This window comes from Duganella sp. AC917, assembly GCF_979258245.1.
Genome location: NZ_OZ409848.1, coordinates 3,639,491 through 3,655,954 on the forward strand (window position 1 = coordinate 3,639,491; position 16,464 = coordinate 3,655,954).

Here is a 16,464-nt window from a genome sequence, read left to right on the forward strand (position 1 = left end):
AATCGCTATATAGTTAGCCCATAGCAACGCCCAACATTACTGAGCATCCAGGAGATACAAATGAAACTTGACGCCTTGTTCCAGAATCCGACCGCGCTGCCCACCGCGCCAAAGGTCGTCGAGGAATTGATCAGCAGTTTCGACAAGGCCAGCGTCTCGACCGAAGAGATCGCAAAAAAACTGGCAACCGATCCAGTGCTGAGCGCAAAGCTGCTTCGCCTGGCCAACTCGGCCTACTATCACGTCTCACGCAGCATCGGCACGGTCGAGGACGCGGTGCTCATGCTCGGCTTCGTCACCGTGCGCACCTTGGTCATCAGCTCGGGCCTGGTCAGCGGCTTCAAGACGGTTCCCGGCCTCGACCTCAAACAGTTCTGGCGCTACAGCCTGCACACCGCCGTGTCGGCCAAGTGGATCGCCAAGAAAACCAAGGAAAACACCGACCTCGCCTTCACCATCGGCATGATGCACGCGATCGGCCAGCTGGTGATGCATTCGGCGATGCCTGAAAAATCGATGGAGATCGACAAGATCGCCAGCCCGATGGACGCGCGCCGCCTCGACGCCGAAACCGCGTCGTTCGGCTACACCTTTGCCGACGTCGGCGCCGAGCTGGCCAAGCGCTGGAAGTTCCCGGCCGCGTTCTCGGAAACCATCGAAGCCTTCCCGGAGCCGCATCACAACGGCGAACTTAATCGGCTGGCGGCGGTCGTCTCGCTGGCGGCGTGGCGCGCGCGCGTCGAGCACGCACAACTGAGCGCGGACGAAATCGCGGCCTGCTACCCGACCGAACTGGCCGAGGAACTCGGCTTGGACGACAACGCACTGATTGACGATATGCCATCGCCGGACGAGCTGAGCGCTGGTCTGGAAGAGCTGGTGAAGTAAGCTGGCCGATAACATCAACTTGCCTTAACGGCAACGAAAGCCGCCTGCTTTTGAGCACGGCGGCTTTTTTTTCGACTTTTTTCAAATATTTTTGAAATCACCCTAAAGTTCCCGTTTAAGCTGACGTTAATCAGGACATGCGGTAATCCGTTTTACCGAAGATAACTAGCCTGGGTGGGAATATGACCTCGAACGAAGTCCTCTCGATGTACGAAAACATTGCCGGTTTGAGCAACCAGATGGCCGCCGCCGCGCGCATGGGCGACTGGGACGGTCTGAGCAAATTGGAAACCCAGTGCGCCACCGAAGCGCGTGCGGTCGCCACCGGCGTGCCCGCCCTGAACGGCGCCCCGCGCCTGCGCAAGATCGACCTGCTCAAGCAGATCCTGGCCAACGACCGCGAAATCCGCGACGTCACCGATCCATGGATGAATCAGGTGCCAGGCATGGCGCGTCAGTAAAATCCGCATGCCCAACAAAAAAGCGCCTCATCGAGGCGCTTTTTTTATGCCGAACCGCCGCCGATCGCGACGACAGCGCCTCCAAGGTCGAGTCCGCGTAGAAATGGCGGACCCGACCCCGGAGTTGTTTTTTAGCTAGCCAGCGCGACACGCAACGACAGCGCGATCCCCTGCGCCGCCTTGGTGATCTCGTCCAGCGACGGGAAACTCGGCGCGATGCGGATGTGGCTGTCCTTCGGGTCGTTACCGTACGGGAAGGCGGCGCCGGCCGGCGTCAAGGTGATGCCCGCTTCCTTCGCCAACGCCACGGTGCGCTTGGCCGAACCGTCCGGCGTCACCAGGTCGATGAAGTAACCACCAAGCGGACGCGTCCACGATACGCCCGGCACGTCGCCCAGGTACGTTTCAAATTGCGCCAGCACCGCTTCGAATTTCGGCTGCAACAGCGCGCGATGCTGCTCCATCAACGCATCGACGGTGGCGACGTCCTTGAGCAGGCGTACATGGCGCAGCTGGTTGATCTTGTCCGGGCCGATGCTGCGGATGCCAGCGTGCTTGGTCCACCAGGCGATGTTGGCTGGCGAGGCGGCCAGCGCGGCGATGCCGGAACCGGCCCAGGTCACCTTCGACGACGAAGCGAATACGATCGCGCGGTCCGGATTGCCGGCCTTGGCGCAAGCCTCGAGGACGTTGGCCACTTCCAGTTTCTTCTCGCTCAGGTGGTGGAAGCGATAGGCGTCGTCCCACATCAGGCGGAAGTCCGGCGCGGCGGTTTTCATCGCTGCCAGGCGGTTGACGACTTCATCCGAATAGACCACGCCACCCGGGTTGCTGTATTTCGGCACGCACCACATGCCCTTGATGCTGGCGTCCTCGGCCACCAGTTTTTCGACGAGGTCCATGTCCGGGCCGGCTTCGGTCATCGAAATGTTGATCATTTTAATGCCGCGCGCTTCGCAGATCGAGAAGTGACGGTCGTAGCCCGGCACCGGGCACAGGAAGGTGACCGGCTCGCGCACCCACGGGGCGTTGCCCGGCGTGCCGTTGAGCAGGCTGTAGATGATGACGTCATGCATCAGCGACAGGCTGGCGCTGCTGTCGACGACGACTTGCGCCGCAGGCACGTCCAGCAGTTTGCCGAACAGTTGGCGCGCTTCGGGCAGGCCGACGGTGCCGCCGTAGTTGCGGCCGTCCGTGCCGTCGACGGCTTTGAAACCATCCAGCGATTCGGTCAGCGCGTTCGACAGGTCGAGTTGCTCGGGCGCTGGCTTGCCACGCGACATATCCAGTTTAAGGCCGAGTTGTTTGAAGGCTTGGTACTGCTCCTGATATTGCGACGGGAGATCTGCTGCGGTCATAGGGCTCTTTCGAAAAGGGGTATGGCGTGCAAAAAGCGTCGAATACTATAACCCAGATCAAGGCACCACAGGCAACGCTGAGGTAATAAGCTTATTACTATTGCATTATTGATTCGGGCGTCACTTCATGCAGCGGCTGGGCCTGCTGCGGCTTGCCCTCAAGGTCGACCGGCTTTTTCTTGCGGAAGCCCTGCCAGATTTTCAGCGGCGCGGCGCCGGACTTTTTGCGGCGCCAGTAGATCAAGCCAGCGCCAGCAAGCAGCAGCGCGCCGACCGCGCCCGCACCCCAGGCGACATAGTTGGTCGGCTTTTCGACCGGCTTTTCCTTCTTGTATTTCAATTTGGGGAGCACGCGCTTGAGCGGAACCGGCGCGGACGCCGAAGCCGACGCACCGGCCGCCGAGGCCGATGCGTTCGCGCCATGCCCGTCGGCGCTGGCCGATGCGGACGCGGAGGCCGCAGCTGCCGAAGCCGAAGCCGAGGCGCCGTCCATCGTCGCCGCCTGCGCTTCGCCGGCTTTGGCGGGTTTATGCGATTTGTCATCCGCGACCTTGGCCGATGTCGCTTCCGGTGCGGACGCCGCCGGCGGCGACGCCGAGGCCACGGAGGCGGCTTTCGGCACCTCCTTCGCTGCCGCTGGCGCCGCCACTGCGGCAGCAACGCTGCTGCCGGCCGCCGCCAACACGGCCGTCCCCGCCTGGCCGACCTTGGGCGCTGCGGCAGAAGGCGCCGGTGCGGCCTCCGCATTCTTGATCGCGCCTTGCAGCGCCTTCATTTTTCCTTCCAGCTCCACCAGCTTGCTGGACAAGGCGAGGCTGTGCGTATCGAGCGCCTTGCATTCCTTGGCGCTGTTGCCGGACGGCGCACATGCGGCAGGCGCGGCCGGGCGTTTAATGCCGGCAGGCAGCGGCAACGGCGCCAGCGGCAGCAACGCCTGCGCGATCGGCAACGGCACTGCGCTGTCGGCGGTGGCCGCGTCGTGGTGTGTCGCTGGCTTGGCCGACGCAGCAGCAGCAGCAACGGCAGCGGCAGGAGCAGGAGCGGACGTGGACGCTGCCGCAGGGCTGGCTTTGGGAGCATTGCGCGGTGTTCCCATCGCTTCCGATATGCGCGACGGCAAATCCCGCACCGCCACCGTCGGCGTCTGCCGCACCGGCGCAGCAGCGGCGGCAGCGGCCTTGATTGCCCCCGGCACGCCGGTCTCGGATTCATGCACCGATGGCAGCGGCGCCGGACGGGTCCGGTCCCGCGCCGGCTTCGGAGCGGGCACGTCGGCGGCACGCTCGGCCCTCGCCTGCGCGGTGATCCGCTCCGCGTCTGCCGAGGTCATCGCGGTAGGCGTCGGCACCGATGACGCCACCGGTACCGGCGCCGGCGGAGGCGGCGGCGGATTGGGATCCGCTTGCAGCCAGACCGTGGCCAAACGGAGATCCTGCCGCCCCGCCGCGCTCAATTCCACAAACATATGGACGTAGTCGGCGTCGATCGCGCGCGTGGTCGTCACGTGCAAAAACTGCTTCTGGTCGCGCTTAACCACCGACATGCGCACCGTCGACAACGCCGGGTTCATCGTGATGTTCGCGCCCCGAAACACGTCCGCGCGGGCCAGCCTTACCTGCAAGGCGTTCACTTCGTCCGGCGCCAGCGCCACCAGTTCGATGTCCGCAGCCAGCGGCTGGCCGATGAACGAGCGCGCGGAAACGTCGCCCAGCTCGGCCGCGCTGGCGCCCGCCGACGCCAGCAGTACGGCGCAGGCCAGGGAGCGGAGCATAAGTGTCAGTGTGAAACGCTGCATAATGAGGAACGCGTAATCGTAAGGTATACGGCTATAACGGCTGATTTTTCGATTTTTGTAGCCCCAGGATAATTTTTCCAATCTGCGCTACACTGAAAAGCCCCCAAATGATGACTTCCGAACAAGGATGAATTATGAGCAACAGAAGCGAACGTGACAGTTTTGGACCGATCGACGTCCCCGATGACAAACTGTGGGGCGCGCAAACCCAGCGCTCTCTGGAACACTTCCACATCTCCACCGAGCGCATGCCGCCGGAATTGATCCACGCGCTGGCCAGCGTCAAGCGCGCCGCCGCCCGCGTCAACCTGGACCTGGGCCTGCTGGACGGCGCGAAAGCCATCGCCATCACCCAGGCCGCCGACGAGGTGCTTGCCGACAAGCACACCGGCGAGTTTCCGCTGGCGGTGTGGCAGACCGGCTCGGGCACCCAGTCCAACATGAACATGAACGAAGTGCTGGCCAACCGTGGCTCCGAGCTGATGGGCGGCGTGCGCGGCGAGAGCCGCAAGCTGCACCCGAACGACGACGTCAACAAGGGCCAATCGTCGAACGACATTTTCCCGACCGCGATCCACGTGGCCGCCGCGCAGGCGCTGGCCAACACGGTGCTGCCGTCGCTGCGCCAGCTGCGCGACAGCCTGCACGCCAAGGCCGAGGCGTTTGCCGACATCGTCAAGATCGGCCGCACCCACCTGCAGGACGCCACTCCGCTGACCCTGGGCCAGGAATTCTCCGGCTACGTCGCCCATCTGGATTTTGCCGAGCACGCGATCAACGCCGCCCTGCCCGGCGTGCTGCAGCTGGCCGCCGGCGGCACCGCCGTCGGCACCGGCCTCAACGCGCATCCGGAATACGCGGTGCGCATCGCCGCCGAGCTCGAACATACCTTGTCGCTGCCGTTCCGCACCGCCGACAACAAATTCGCCGCCCTCGCAGGCCATGACGCGTTGCTGTCGGCACACGGCGCTTTAAAAACGCTGGCTGCCGCGCTGATGAAAATCGCCAACGACGTGCGCTGGATGGCCTCCGGACCGCGTTCGGGCTTGGGCGAGATCACCATCCCCGAGAACGAGCCGGGCAGCTCGATCATGCCGGGCAAGGTCAACCCGACCCAGTGCGAAGCGGTCACCATGCTGTGCTGCCAGGTGTTCGGCAACGATGTCGCCATCACGATGGGCGGTGCCTCGGGCAATTTCGAGCTGAACGTCTACAAGCCGCTGATCTCGCACAACTTCCTGCAAAGCGCGCGCCTGCTGGCCGACGGCATGCGCAGCTTCGAGGAACATTGCGTCCATGGGATAGAACCGAATCGCGGCCGCATCGCCGAACTGATGGAACGTTCGCTGATGCTGGTGACGGCGCTGGCGCCGCACATCGGCTACGACAAGGCGGCGTCGATCGCCAAGAAGGCGCAGCACGAAGGGACAACGTTGAAGGAAGCGTCGCTAGCGCTCGGCTACGTAACGGCGGAACAATTCGACGAGTGGATCGTCCCGCTGGACATGACGCGCCCCAACGCCAAGGGCTAGAAAAAGAACCACGGAACCACGTGGGGCGGATTAGGCGAAGCCGTAATCCGCCATCTGAATGCCGTCAGCGGCAATATCAGAACCCGTACGCGTAGCGCACCCCGGTTAGTACATCCGGCCGGGCGTTCGCATCGTGCCCGGGATTCACGCGCAGCATCACAGCGCCGGTCAGCTTGCCCATCTTGCCAGCCTTGCCCACCATGGTGGTATAGCCGAACTCCAGATCCCGCTCGGTCGCGGTCGGGCGCAGATTCAACGTCGGCGCACCGAACTCCTGCGCGCTGGAATAACTGACACGCGTATCCGAATCGCCATTTTGCATCGAGCCGGTGCGCACCTTGGCCGGCACCGACACCGTCACCGCCAAGCGGTCCTGGGACGAGAAAATCTGCCGCGTCGACACGCCGACGCTGTACGCCATCGTGCGCACCGAAGACACCTGCGCCATCAAGCTATCCGGCGCGCCGAAACCTTCGGTCTTGCCATACGACGCCATCGCCATGACCGAGCTGCGCGGCGTGAGCGCGTACCCCAGCGACAGCGATGTGAATTTGGTGGTGGGACGGCTATTCATTCCCCATGACGTGCCGGGCTGGCCGCCGCCCAGGGTGGAACCGGTCTCGCGCAGCAAACCGATGGTCAGAATCCCGACCGCGCGCCCGGTCTTCTTCTCGAACTCGGCGCTGCTCAGATAGCGGCGGCTGCGCTCGTTCAACAGGGGGCCGAGCGGATCGAGCAAGGAGAGGTTTTCAGGCAACGCACCGAAGTGCAGACGCGGCGCGCCGGAGAACGCGGCATAACGACGCGCACCATCGGTCTGCAACTGGTCGACCAGCGCGGACTGGCGGTCGGCGGCGTCGAACAACACTGCGGAGTTGGCCCGCTTTTCGAACACAGGCACGCTCTGCTGCGACGAGAAAGGATCGGATGTGGCCGCACCAGCCGCCGCCGAGAGCGGAGCAACGATTACCAGCATGGTCAGGGAGAGCTTGTTCATGATCCGCTCGGCGAGGCACGTCGTGCTGCTTAAAAATTTGGCAGCTATCCCAGCATAACAATTTTTTTTAGGAGTGACAACCCGATTCGGTGGGGTACACTGCGCGGCTGTCGGAATGCCGCTACACTATCCGAAGTGACGTCGGTACCGAGTTACATCATTGCAACAGAGGACGAAAATGCAAAAAGTAAGTTTTGAGTTAAACGGGGAATTTGTGGAACTGAACCAGCTGTTGAAGCTGGTTGGATTGTGCGACAGCGGCGGTGCCGGCAAGATGATGGTCGCCAGCGGTACGGTCAAAGTCGATGGCAAGCAGGAATTGCGCAAGACCGCAAAAATCCGCGCCGGACAGAAGGTCAGCGTCGGCGACGTCAGCATCAGCGTTGACGCCGTGTAATTTCTTCTTGCTTTTGAGCAATAACGTAGTAATCTGTAGGCGCGGCTGAGAAAACGCTGCAGACGGGGGTGAGCGTGTTTGATTACGCGCAAACCGACTGGCGATATCGTAGTTATATTGGAATTGCTTGCCACCCGGCTTTTTCAACCAGTTTCTTTTTACGACCAGGGGGACGTCATGGACGGTCCTGAACCACACAGCCCAACCCAGGAAAAGCTGCTCGACGATCTGCGCCAGGTGATAGAAAACGCCGAGGAGCTGCTCAAGAACACGAACCAGTACCACGGTTCGCTGTACCAGGGCGCGCGCGCCAAACTGGCTCAAGCGCTGCTGACCGCGACCGAAGAGCTGGCCCGGTTTGAAGAGGTCCAGATCGGCCGCATGATCGAGCTGACGGCCGCCGCCAACAAGCTGCATCGCGATTTGACGGGCGAAGCCAGGATACTGCGCGCGTTCAAGCCCGGCGACTGAGACGGATCAAGCCGTCTCAGCCATCTCCCTTATATCGACAATCAGCGCGTGCGCCAGCCAGAGCTGTAAATTGCCGGCGACGTCGAAGGCTTCGTCGATGTCGAACGCGGCGTCGAGCGCGGCGCCGAAATTCCTCCCCTCCCCCAATGTCCGCAGCGCCGAGTAACCGGCGGCGCTCAGCGGAACGACCTGCGTTTTCCAGGCCGGACGCGCCACGATGCCGTAACTGGGCGCAGTCATATTGTCGGGGAAGTCGACGCCGCTGTCCGGCTGATGCGCTTGCCATAGCTGAATAGTGGCCCAGTCCGACGCCAACAGCCGGCAGGCCGGATGCAAGGTCATCCGCGCGGTCTCCATTTGGTCTGGCGACAACTCGGCAAGGCGCTGCGCGCTCACGCCTTGTGCCGCCGGCGCGTAATGCGCGCGGTGCAGCGCCCATTCCAGTGTGGCCATGTCGGTCAGATAAGGATACTCTGCCACGTGAGGAAACTCGCGAAGGAACGTATCGAAGTCGGCGCCGAACCGGTTCAGATCGCCGCTGGTGGGCGGATGGGCACTGCCGTAAGCTTTGCTCAGGCCGCTGAAGAACTCTTCCCCTACCAGCATCCGCACCACCGGGTATGCGGCCGACAGGACCTTGTCCCAGGTCGCCGTCAGGTTGCCGCGATACAGCGCGAGCCGGTGTTCGTTGCCGCTGCCTTTAAATTGCGACAGCACCTGCGGCGCGTTGCCGGCGTCGAGCAGGGCGTCGGCGAACTGTTGCTGGCTGGCGGCAAGCTCGGGCGCGTCCGGCGCGTCCGGGACTGCCGCCGCCGCGCGCGACCGCTCCAAGGGCGGCGCGGCATAGCGCCGGTGCAGCGCCTCGGCCTTGGCGGCCTCGTCCAACAGCACATCGACCGCCGGGATGTCGGTATCCCACTCGAGCAAGGTCGGCACGGCGCCGAAGCGCTGCAACGCCGCCTCGTACAGACGCCAGACGGGTTCGGCCACCGCCGCGCCGTGGTGGTCGATGACGGCCCCGGGCGTGACCAGATGACCGGCCAGATGCATTTCGCGAACCGTGCCGGGTGCGATCGCGGCAATGGCGGCCAGCGCGTCCTCACCGTGGTTGCACTGGTTGACATACAGATTGTTGATGTCGAGCAGCAGCGCGCAGCCGGTGCGCGCCGCCAGCGCCGCCATGAACTCGGCCTCGCTCATCGCATCCTGGTGAAAGCGTACATAGGTCGACACGTTTTCCAGCAGCAGCTGGCGCTTGAGGGTGTCCTGCACGCGGCTGACACGGGCGCTCAACAGGTCGAGCGCGGCCTGGTCCAGCGTCAGCGGCAAGAGATCGTTGAGATGGCGGTCGCCGATGGCGCCCCAGCACAAGTGTTCGGACACCAGCACCGGGTCTATCCTCTGCACGAGGCTGCGTACGCTTTCCAGATGATGCTCGGAAAAACCGCGCGCCGAGCCCAGTCCCAGCCCGACGCCATGCAGGCTGATCGGATAATCGCGCCGCAACTGCAGCAGCACATGGCTGTCCCAGCCGGCTTGATCGAGGTAATTTTCGGTGTGAACCTCAAGCCAGGCGGCGCGCGGCCGCTGCTCGAGGAACTGACGGTAGTGCGGCGCCCGCAACCCGACGCCGACACCCAACGGCTGCGACAGGTGTGGCGTCGGCATGGCTGCGCCGATTGATACGGTTGCTATGTGGGTCTCGCCGCGATTACTTGGCCGGTGGCGTGGTTTTGCCGCCGGCTTTTTCGCAGGTACCTTTCAGCACATATTTCCACTCGGTTGGCGAATTGTCCGCCTTGGCCTGGCCGGCGCACGAGTGCGTGCCGTTGGCGGCGGCGCAATCGTTTTGACCAGCCTTGGCGATGCCGTAGCACTTTTCCTTCGGCGTATCTTGATCGACGGCGGCGGCGGTGGCGCAGACGGTGGCCAGGGCGGCGGCGATCAGGGCTTGACGTTTATTCATGGTGAGTCTCCTGGAATGGATGGTTGAATTTCAGAACCGCAGCGTACCAGCAATAACGTATATACGCTGGTTTCTGTTGACCGGATTCAAATCGAGGAGCAACGGCGCGGATCGAACGATCACGCCAGGAAGCCGCGCACCGATGACGCACGGTGCATGCAAACGGCGCCAGGAGGCGCCGGAACTACCCGCCAAGCCGCCGTTCAGGCGGTTGTATTGATGGTGTTACCCAGGTTCGACGGCAATCTCGGGGCCGATGGCACCGGAGGAATGGCTTCAATCAAAGCTTGCGCGCTGGAAGCCTGGATATCCTGGGCCTTTTTCAGCACAGCGATGCCAACTGCCTGCTTGGTGCCGGTGTCCGCGAGCGAAGTTGCGGCTTGAGCAATACTTGAAACGTCCATATCGTCCTCCTTTAAGGGGTATCACTTCTTTTACGGGTGATTCGACAAGAACTTTAGCCTTCCGAGGATTTATTTTGACGTTTTTTCTCGACGTGCGCGAGCAGCCAGGCCAGCACTTCGGTGGGCGCGTTCAGGTCCAGCCATACGGTGCCGGGCAACAGATCGGCGGGCCGGGGCAGATCGGACGCCACCGCGAGGACGTGCGGATCGAGCGGATACAGCGGCGCACGGCCCTGCTCGGCACGATAGACTTCCAGCTTGTCGATCGGATACGTCTTGAACCCTTCGAGCAGCGTCAGGTCGGCGGGCGACAGACGGTCCAGCTGTTCCTGCAACGTCGGTTCGGGCGCGCCGCGCAGTTCGCGGATGATAGCGACACGAAACGGCGACGCCACCATCACCTCGGCCGCGCCGGCCATGCGCAGGCGGGCGCTGTCCTTCTGCGGCGGTTCCAGCTCCAGGTCGTGGTGGCTGTGCTTGATGACGTTGACCTTCAGCCCCTGCGCCGCCAGCCGGGCGATCAGGAATTCCAGCAACGTGGTTTTACCGCTGCCCGACGTCCCGATGACGCCCAGAACATTGCGCATCTGCGCGGAACTCTCTTGCTGCATTGTTCAACCTCTCTCTACCCCAACCTGTTACCGCCATTATACGCAGCAACATTTGAGGATGGAGCGAGGCTTACGGACAGGTGTTTATTCGTCGTTCTTCTGGTTGAAGGCGTCGTTGCGCGAACGGCCGTTGGCCAGCAGCACCAAGCCCAGGCACAGCAAGCCGGCGCCGTAGCCGATCGGTTCTTGCTTGGTCTCGATGTCCGCCGCCTGAGCACGTGGCATGGCGAAGGCGGCGGCTATCAGGAAAGGCAATATTTTGAGGTGTTTCATGATATTTCCCCATGCATTGTTATCAATGATAAGAAAATATCACTACCGAGTGACAAGTTGATGACAGCTCAATACGGAACGCGGTAACGATAGCCTTTGAAATTGAACACCGCTTCCTTGGGATTGAGCTTTTCCAATTTCAGGCCGGGTGCGACCTCCTCGCCCTCGCGGCGCAGGACTTTGTCGATGAGCAGCAGGCGGTCGGACGGATTCTTGGAGTAAATGTAGCCGCCCACGGCGATCTGCGGAATCGATCGCTGGATGGGCTCGGGCAGATCGCGCAGATTCTGAACTGGCTCTTCGAACGCGGCGGCTGGCTTCGCAGTCGCAGCCGTCGCGATGACCGGGTTCGCGACAGGCGCGCTTGCGGCCTGCGCTGTTTGAGGATCGTCGTGCTTGCGCGGCGCCGGGGTCAGCGTGGCCACCGGCGGCGGCAGTGCGGCCACTGGCGCCGGCAGCGGCGCGGCGCTGTCGGCCTGTGCAGGGGCCTGCGCAACGACAACCGGCGCAGGGGACGCGGCTGGCGCTGGTACGCCAACAACGTCCGGGACGACCGGGGCACCGTCGGGCGCCACCGCCGGCTTGAACACCATGGCCAGCAGCGCGGCGATCACAACACCCATGGCAACGATCAGCAGCAGCAGCGGCTTTTTAAGCCGCCCGCCCGCCGCCGACCGGTCCATCGATTGCAGCGTCGGCGCGTGCACGGTCGGCGCGTTGCCGAGTTGACGTTCCGCCTGCGCTTTTTTCAGCGCTTCCAAAATATAGGACATATTATTTCCCTGCCACAGCGTCGGCCTTGCCGGCACGGGCCAGCAAACGCGGCTCCTGTACGCCGCCCAACTGATACAGTCGGATGAAAGTTTTCGGACCGGCCACGCCGTCCGCCTTGAGATGCTGCTCGGTCTGGAACTCGGTCAGGCGGCCGCGCAACGTCGCGTCCAGCGGCTGATTTTCCAGCGGCTTCTTCAGCTCGTACAGCTGCGACAGGCGCTTGGCCAGCCAGTCCACATCCGGCCCGTGATCGCCGACGGACACCTCGTCGCGCCAGCTGCGCGGCGCCCGCCAGAACGTGGTGAACTCGCCGCCATAGCGCGCATCGAGCGCATCGACGCTGATCGTCAGCGGCGTGCCGCCCGGCGTCATGATGGTCGCGTTGCGCTTATCCAGCGCGGTCAGCAGCACATGTTTGGGTGCGACCGGATCGTCGCGCAAGGTCAGCACCGCCGGACGGTCCAGCTGGCGCAGCTCATCGATGCCGCCTTTGGTTTGCAGGCACCGCAGATTGAGGCGCGCAGCCGTCGGGCACGGATCGCCGTCGACCAGCGCCAGCCCCCACATGCCGGCCAGCTGTCGCAGGGCGGCGATCTTGCCGGTTCGCTCGCCCGCGGCGGCCGCTGCAACCAGCGCCGGCGCCTGCGCGCCGGCAGCAGCTGCGGCTGGGCTGGCCGCAAGCGCGGCCGCGCCAGTCTTCGGCGCGGCGGCGGCAGCAACAACCATCGACGGCTTGTTCGACGCGGCCTGTGCGGTTTGGATGCCCGGCTTCGCATCATGTGCCGCCAGTTGCCACAGCACCGCGCTGACGATCACACCGCCGAGCGCGCCGGCGGCCACCAGCGGCCAGCGCCTCCCGGCCGCCGAGGCCAGCAAGGCGCCCGGCGCTACTTCCTGTCCGGAAAACACCTCCGAGGCGGCGCGGCGCAAAATCACACGGGTCACCTGCGGCTGGTTCTCGACATACGCGCCCAGCAGCGCCCGGTCGCACAGCAAATTGATACGGCGCGGCACGCCCTTTGTCAGGCTGTGCACCAATCCCATCAGACGACGCGGAAACGGCGCGATCGCCGACGCCCCGGCCACCGCCATGCGATGCTCGATATAGGCGCCGGTTTCGGCCTCGGTCAGCGAACCCAGGTGATAGCGGGCGATCACGCGCTGCGCCAGCTGCTCCAGTTCCGGACGCGCCAGCATCGTGCGCAGCTCGGGCTGGCCGATCAGGATGATTTGCAGCAGCTTGCGCTCGCTCGTTTCCAGATTCGTCAGCAAGCGCAATTGCTCCAGCACCTCGGCCGACAGGTTCTGCGCCTCGTCGATGATCAACACATTGTTCTTGGCCTGCGCATGGCTGGCCAGCAAGTACGCGTTGATCGCGTCGACATAGGCCTTGACGCTGACGGCGCCGGCGCCTTGCGGCGGCAGCTCGATGCCGAACTCGTCGCAGATCGACAGCAGCAATTCCTCCACCGACAGCTTCGGATTGAAGATATAGCCCAGCTTGCAGTTCTCGGGGATCTGCTCCATGAAGCAACGGCACACCGTGGTCTTGCCGGCGCCGATTTCCCCGGTCAGCAGCACGAAACCGCCGCCGCTGCCGATGCCGTACAGCAGATGCGCCAGCGCCTCGCGGTGGCGTTCGCTCATGAACAGGTAGCGCGGATCGGGCGCAATGGAAAACGGCGATTGCTTCAGATTGAAAAAGTGGGTGTACATGAAGACCTTGGGAGTGCGCGTACCCTATTTTATCCGCTGGCGCACGGGGGGCGGCTGAACCGGCGGCAAGGGCTTGTACTTCGCGCAGTAAATCTTGGATTTGGTATCGAAATAAACGATGCGGCTGGCCGGCTTGGCTTCGCGCACCGGAAACGCCGACGTGTCGATTCTCGCATAATGGACGCCGACCTGGGCGATGATCGCTTTTTCCAGCTCTTCCGGCGTGGCCTCGGCCACGGCGCCGACAAAGATATAAGTACTGGTATCGTCGCTGACCATCACTTCGGACACCGGTGTGCCCCACAGGTTGGCGCCCTCGGTCTTGAACCAGAAGGCGCCGCCGTCGTGCTTGTAAGCCGGGCCGAAGGCCTTGAACAGGTAGTCATAATAATAGAAATTGGCGGTCTGGTCGCGGCACAGCAGGCCGTTGCCGATCACGGTGCCGAAAGTGGTGGGCACCGATTGCGCCTGGGCGGCGCCCGGCCAAAACAGCAGCACGGCACAGACCGCCAGCGCGCCAAACACACCAAGCGCACCACCGGCACCACCGGCGCCACTGCGCCGCGATAAGGGAAACGTCATCATTAAAGTTTCGATAACCAGGAGCGGTTGGCGCTGATACGTGCCTTGGCGGTCGCCGGCAGCGCCTCATAGCATCCTGGGTACTGCTTTAACGCCGTTTCCCGGATTTCCTTTTGTAAGCCGTTGATTAAGAACACATATAGCACCGAACCGTCGTCGGTGTTTTTGGTCCCAATGTATTTAATCATGTCCGCCCCCGCTTCCTTTTCCCCGCTCGAGTCTCAATGGTCCGATTATGACATTATCGGCGCCCGCCACGACAAGTTGAATCGCCGTTCAGCGCCGCTTTTTTGCCGTTGATGCCACCAATCCGCACATCCATCCCATTCCGCGCGCCGCTTGCTTGCTTTTGTCATATCGTTCATTCCTCGCCACCTCCACCATCGAGATAACAATGAATAAGACGATCAAACACCAGGCGCTGGCCTGCACCCTGCTGGCGGCCGCTATTGCCGGCGGCTACGCCCAGGCCGACAACAAGTCGGACAGCAAGGCCGACAGCGCCATCGGCAGCGAGACGCGCACCGTCGCGCCGTTCACCAGCATCAACCTGAGCGGGCCGTTCCGCGTGATCGTCACCAACCAGCCCGGCAACGGCATCGAACTGACGGGGCCGCGCAAAAAGCTCGCCGACATCGAAACCACGGTCAACGGGGACACCCTCACCGTGCGGCAACCGCGCAAAAAGAGCAGCGGCTGGGTCTTCAACTTTAACTGGAACAGCGACTACAAGTCGCAGGTGACGATACGTATCAACGCGGCCACGCTGAAAAGCCTGCGCAACGGCGGCAGCGGCGACGTCGATCTGCAACAATTCCAGGGCCAGGCGCTCAGCTTGACCTCCGACGGCGCCGGCGACATCCACGCCAGCGGCGCGGCGACCGAGCTGACGGTCACCTCTTCGGGCAGCGGCGACCTCGACCTTCGCTCACTGAAATCGGGCAGCCTCAACGTGGTCTCCAACGGCCCCGGCGACATCAACGCGGCCGGCGTCACGCAGGATCTGAACATTTCGGTCAACGGGCCGGGCGACCTCGACATTGGCGACATCAACGCCGGCAAGATCAACACGGCGATGCACGGGCCTGGATCGGTCACGCTGCACGGCACCGCCCGCGAAATGCGCGCCGAAGTGGCAGGCCCCGGCGATCTGGACGCCTGCGGGCTGAGCACGGAAGCTGCCAGCGCCATGCTGCACGGTCCGGGCGACGCCTGCATCGCCGGCAACATCAAGAAACTCGACGCCGAAGTCCACGGCTCGGGCGACCTGACGGTGCGCGGCCTGCAGGCGCAAACGGTGCGCGCCATCCTTAGCGGCCCGGGCAATATGACTTTGTCGGGGGCGACGGCAATGCTGAGTGCGGAAGTAAGCGGGCCCGGCGACCTGGACGCCAAAACCCTGCAAGTGGGACGCGCGGTCACACGCAGCCGTGGTCCGGGAAATATTCATCTGAACAAGGTCAGCGACACCTTGGAGGCGGAAGTGGGCGGCCCCGGCGACTTGACGGCGACGGCCGATTGCAAGAGCGTGCGGCTCAACATGCACGGCCCCGGCGAGGTCAAGCTCGACGGCAAGACCGCCACCCTGACCGCGCAGCTAAGCGGCTCGGGCAATCTCAACGCGCGCCAGTTGTGGGCCGGCCAGGCCGACGTCGTCGTGCGCGGGCCGGGCAATGCGGTGGTCAACGTGAATGGCAAGGCGGCGGAGCAATCGCGGCTCGTAACCTACGAGCGCAACGGCACCCGCGACAGAGCCAGCAATTAACTAGCCGAGCATTAATCGAAGCAGAGGCGCTTCTTGGTGGCGGCAATTAACTTGTCGTCATACGGATGCAGGTTCTCGACGAACAGTAACTCTGTTTCGTCGGGTTCTTCCAGGCACATTTCAATCATCATCGGTCCGTCTTCCATACGGCCCAAAAAATGCGAGGGCCAGCGGTTCTTGCGGTGCGTCTTCAGCACTTCCATCCCCAGCTTGGCCAACGGCGCTTTCACGCCAGCAGCCAACGCTTCGCGCTGCCAGTCGTCCCAATAGTCGGTCATGTCTTACCTTTAAATTTCTAACAAAGCGGAATTGTACTCCTTCCCGCGCCGTCCCTACCAAAACCAGACCAAAGTGGCATGCATGCGCAACGCGCAGGCAGACGCATCGCCATTCGGCAATTTCCATTGAAAACAGATAGTTATCAATTCATACCAACTCAACAATGCAAGTCCACTTCAATATTTTATAATACCA

19 protein-coding genes are annotated in these 16,464 nt (G+C 63.1%); 6 read left to right on the forward strand and 13 right to left on the reverse strand.

From position 1 onward, the window contains the following. Nucleotides 1-60: 60 nt before the first annotated feature. The gene (locus ACZ0BA_RS15760; protein WP_463452163.1) at nucleotides 61-888 is read left to right on the forward strand and encodes an HDOD domain-containing protein; all 828 of its coding nucleotides are present in this window, start codon (nucleotides 61-63) and stop codon (nucleotides 886-888) included. A 182-nt stretch (nucleotides 889-1,070) separates the two neighbouring features. Then, nucleotides 1,071-1,349: a flagellar protein FliT gene (locus ACZ0BA_RS15765; protein WP_463452164.1), complete on the forward strand. Its 279-nt coding sequence runs from the start codon at nucleotides 1,071-1,073 to the stop codon at nucleotides 1,347-1,349. A gap of 131 nt (nucleotides 1,350-1,480) precedes the next feature. Here ACZ0BA_RS15765 and ACZ0BA_RS15770 read toward each other — a convergent pair whose 3' ends face one another. Further along, nucleotides 1,481-2,707, reverse strand: coding sequence for an aspartate aminotransferase type Ic (locus ACZ0BA_RS15770; protein WP_463452165.1), 1,227 nt, complete (start codon nucleotides 2,705-2,707; stop codon nucleotides 1,481-1,483). Between the two features lie 97 nt (nucleotides 2,708-2,804). Next, on the reverse strand, nucleotides 2,805-4,478 hold the full coding sequence (locus ACZ0BA_RS15775) for a type IV pilus assembly protein FimV (RefSeq protein WP_463452166.1): 1,674 nt from the start codon (nucleotides 4,476-4,478) through the stop codon (nucleotides 2,805-2,807). 158 nt (nucleotides 4,479-4,636) lie between these two features. Here ACZ0BA_RS15775 and fumC point away from each other — a divergent pair, with 158 nt between their 5' ends. Further along, nucleotides 4,637-6,034: a class II fumarate hydratase gene (gene fumC, locus ACZ0BA_RS15780; RefSeq protein WP_463452168.1), complete on the forward strand. Its 1,398-nt coding sequence runs from the start codon at nucleotides 4,637-4,639 to the stop codon at nucleotides 6,032-6,034. 76 nt (nucleotides 6,035-6,110) lie between these two features. Here the strand turns inward: fumC and ACZ0BA_RS15785 are convergent, their stop codons facing one another. After that, nucleotides 6,111-7,031 carry a hypothetical protein gene (locus ACZ0BA_RS15785; protein WP_463452169.1) on the reverse strand — a complete coding sequence of 307 codons (921 nt, stop codon included), beginning with the start codon at nucleotides 7,029-7,031 and terminating at the stop codon, nucleotides 6,111-6,113. Nucleotides 7,032-7,209: 178 nt separating this feature from the next. Between ACZ0BA_RS15785 and ACZ0BA_RS15790 the strand changes: the two genes are divergently transcribed. Together ACZ0BA_RS15790 and ACZ0BA_RS15795 are read left to right on the forward strand one after the other, a co-directional pair. Then, entirely contained in the window at nucleotides 7,210-7,428 is a 219-nt protein-coding gene (locus ACZ0BA_RS15790) for an RNA-binding S4 domain-containing protein (protein WP_463452170.1), read from the forward strand. A gap of 177 nt (nucleotides 7,429-7,605) precedes the next feature. After that, nucleotides 7,606-7,899: a hypothetical protein gene (locus ACZ0BA_RS15795; protein WP_463452171.1), complete on the forward strand. Its 294-nt coding sequence runs from the start codon at nucleotides 7,606-7,608 to the stop codon at nucleotides 7,897-7,899. A 6-nt stretch (nucleotides 7,900-7,905) separates the two neighbouring features. Here the strand turns inward: ACZ0BA_RS15795 and bufB are convergent, their stop codons facing one another. The 9 genes from bufB to ACZ0BA_RS15840 all read right to left on the reverse strand — a co-directional run bounded on the left by bufB (nucleotide 7,906) and on the right by ACZ0BA_RS15840 (nucleotide 14,413). Beyond that, entirely contained in the window at nucleotides 7,906-9,567 is a 1,662-nt protein-coding gene (gene bufB / locus ACZ0BA_RS15800) for an MNIO family bufferin maturase (protein WP_463452172.1), read from the reverse strand. Between the two features lie 43 nt (nucleotides 9,568-9,610). Further along, the gene (locus ACZ0BA_RS15805) at nucleotides 9,611-9,865 is read right to left on the reverse strand and encodes a BufA1 family periplasmic bufferin-type metallophore (RefSeq protein WP_463452173.1); all 255 of its coding nucleotides are present in this window, start codon (nucleotides 9,863-9,865) and stop codon (nucleotides 9,611-9,613) included. 203 nt (nucleotides 9,866-10,068) lie between these two features. Then, on the reverse strand, nucleotides 10,069-10,269 hold the full coding sequence (locus tag ACZ0BA_RS15810; protein WP_463452174.1) for a YjfB family protein: 201 nt from the start codon (nucleotides 10,267-10,269) through the stop codon (nucleotides 10,069-10,071). Between the two features lie 53 nt (nucleotides 10,270-10,322). After that, nucleotides 10,323-10,856, reverse strand: coding sequence for a molybdopterin-guanine dinucleotide biosynthesis protein B (gene mobB, locus ACZ0BA_RS15815; protein ID WP_463452175.1), 534 nt, complete (start codon nucleotides 10,854-10,856; stop codon nucleotides 10,323-10,325). Between the two features lie 108 nt (nucleotides 10,857-10,964). Continuing rightward, complete coding sequence (locus ACZ0BA_RS15820; RefSeq protein ID WP_463452176.1) at nucleotides 10,965-11,153, reverse strand: hypothetical protein; 189 nt, start codon at nucleotides 11,151-11,153, stop codon at nucleotides 10,965-10,967. A gap of 68 nt (nucleotides 11,154-11,221) precedes the next feature. Further along, nucleotides 11,222-11,926, reverse strand: a complete 705-nt coding sequence (locus tag ACZ0BA_RS15825; RefSeq protein WP_463452177.1) for a general secretion pathway protein GspB — start codon at nucleotides 11,924-11,926, stop codon at nucleotides 11,222-11,224. A gap of 1 nt (nucleotide 11,927) precedes the next feature. Then, the gene (locus tag ACZ0BA_RS15830) at nucleotides 11,928-13,643 is read right to left on the reverse strand and encodes an AAA family ATPase (protein WP_463452178.1); all 1,716 of its coding nucleotides are present in this window, start codon (nucleotides 13,641-13,643) and stop codon (nucleotides 11,928-11,930) included. Nucleotides 13,644-13,667: 24 nt separating this feature from the next. Beyond that, complete coding sequence (locus ACZ0BA_RS15835; RefSeq protein ID WP_463452179.1) at nucleotides 13,668-14,228, reverse strand: hypothetical protein; 561 nt, start codon at nucleotides 14,226-14,228, stop codon at nucleotides 13,668-13,670. Further along, nucleotides 14,228-14,413, reverse strand: a complete 186-nt coding sequence (locus tag ACZ0BA_RS15840; RefSeq protein WP_463452180.1) for a hypothetical protein — start codon at nucleotides 14,411-14,413, stop codon at nucleotides 14,228-14,230. The genes ACZ0BA_RS15835 and ACZ0BA_RS15840 overlap by 1 nt, the downstream gene beginning before the upstream one ends. Before the next feature lie 206 nt (nucleotides 14,414-14,619). Here ACZ0BA_RS15840 and ACZ0BA_RS15845 point away from each other — a divergent pair, with 206 nt between their 5' ends. Continuing rightward, the gene (locus ACZ0BA_RS15845) at nucleotides 14,620-15,990 is read left to right on the forward strand and encodes a GIN domain-containing protein (RefSeq protein ID WP_463452181.1); all 1,371 of its coding nucleotides are present in this window, start codon (nucleotides 14,620-14,622) and stop codon (nucleotides 15,988-15,990) included. An 11-nt stretch (nucleotides 15,991-16,001) separates the two neighbouring features. Here ACZ0BA_RS15845 and ACZ0BA_RS15850 read toward each other — a convergent pair whose 3' ends face one another. Beyond that, on the reverse strand, nucleotides 16,002-16,268 hold the full coding sequence (locus tag ACZ0BA_RS15850; protein WP_090315688.1) for a hypothetical protein: 267 nt from the start codon (nucleotides 16,266-16,268) through the stop codon (nucleotides 16,002-16,004). Nucleotides 16,269-16,464 lie beyond the last annotated feature (196 nt).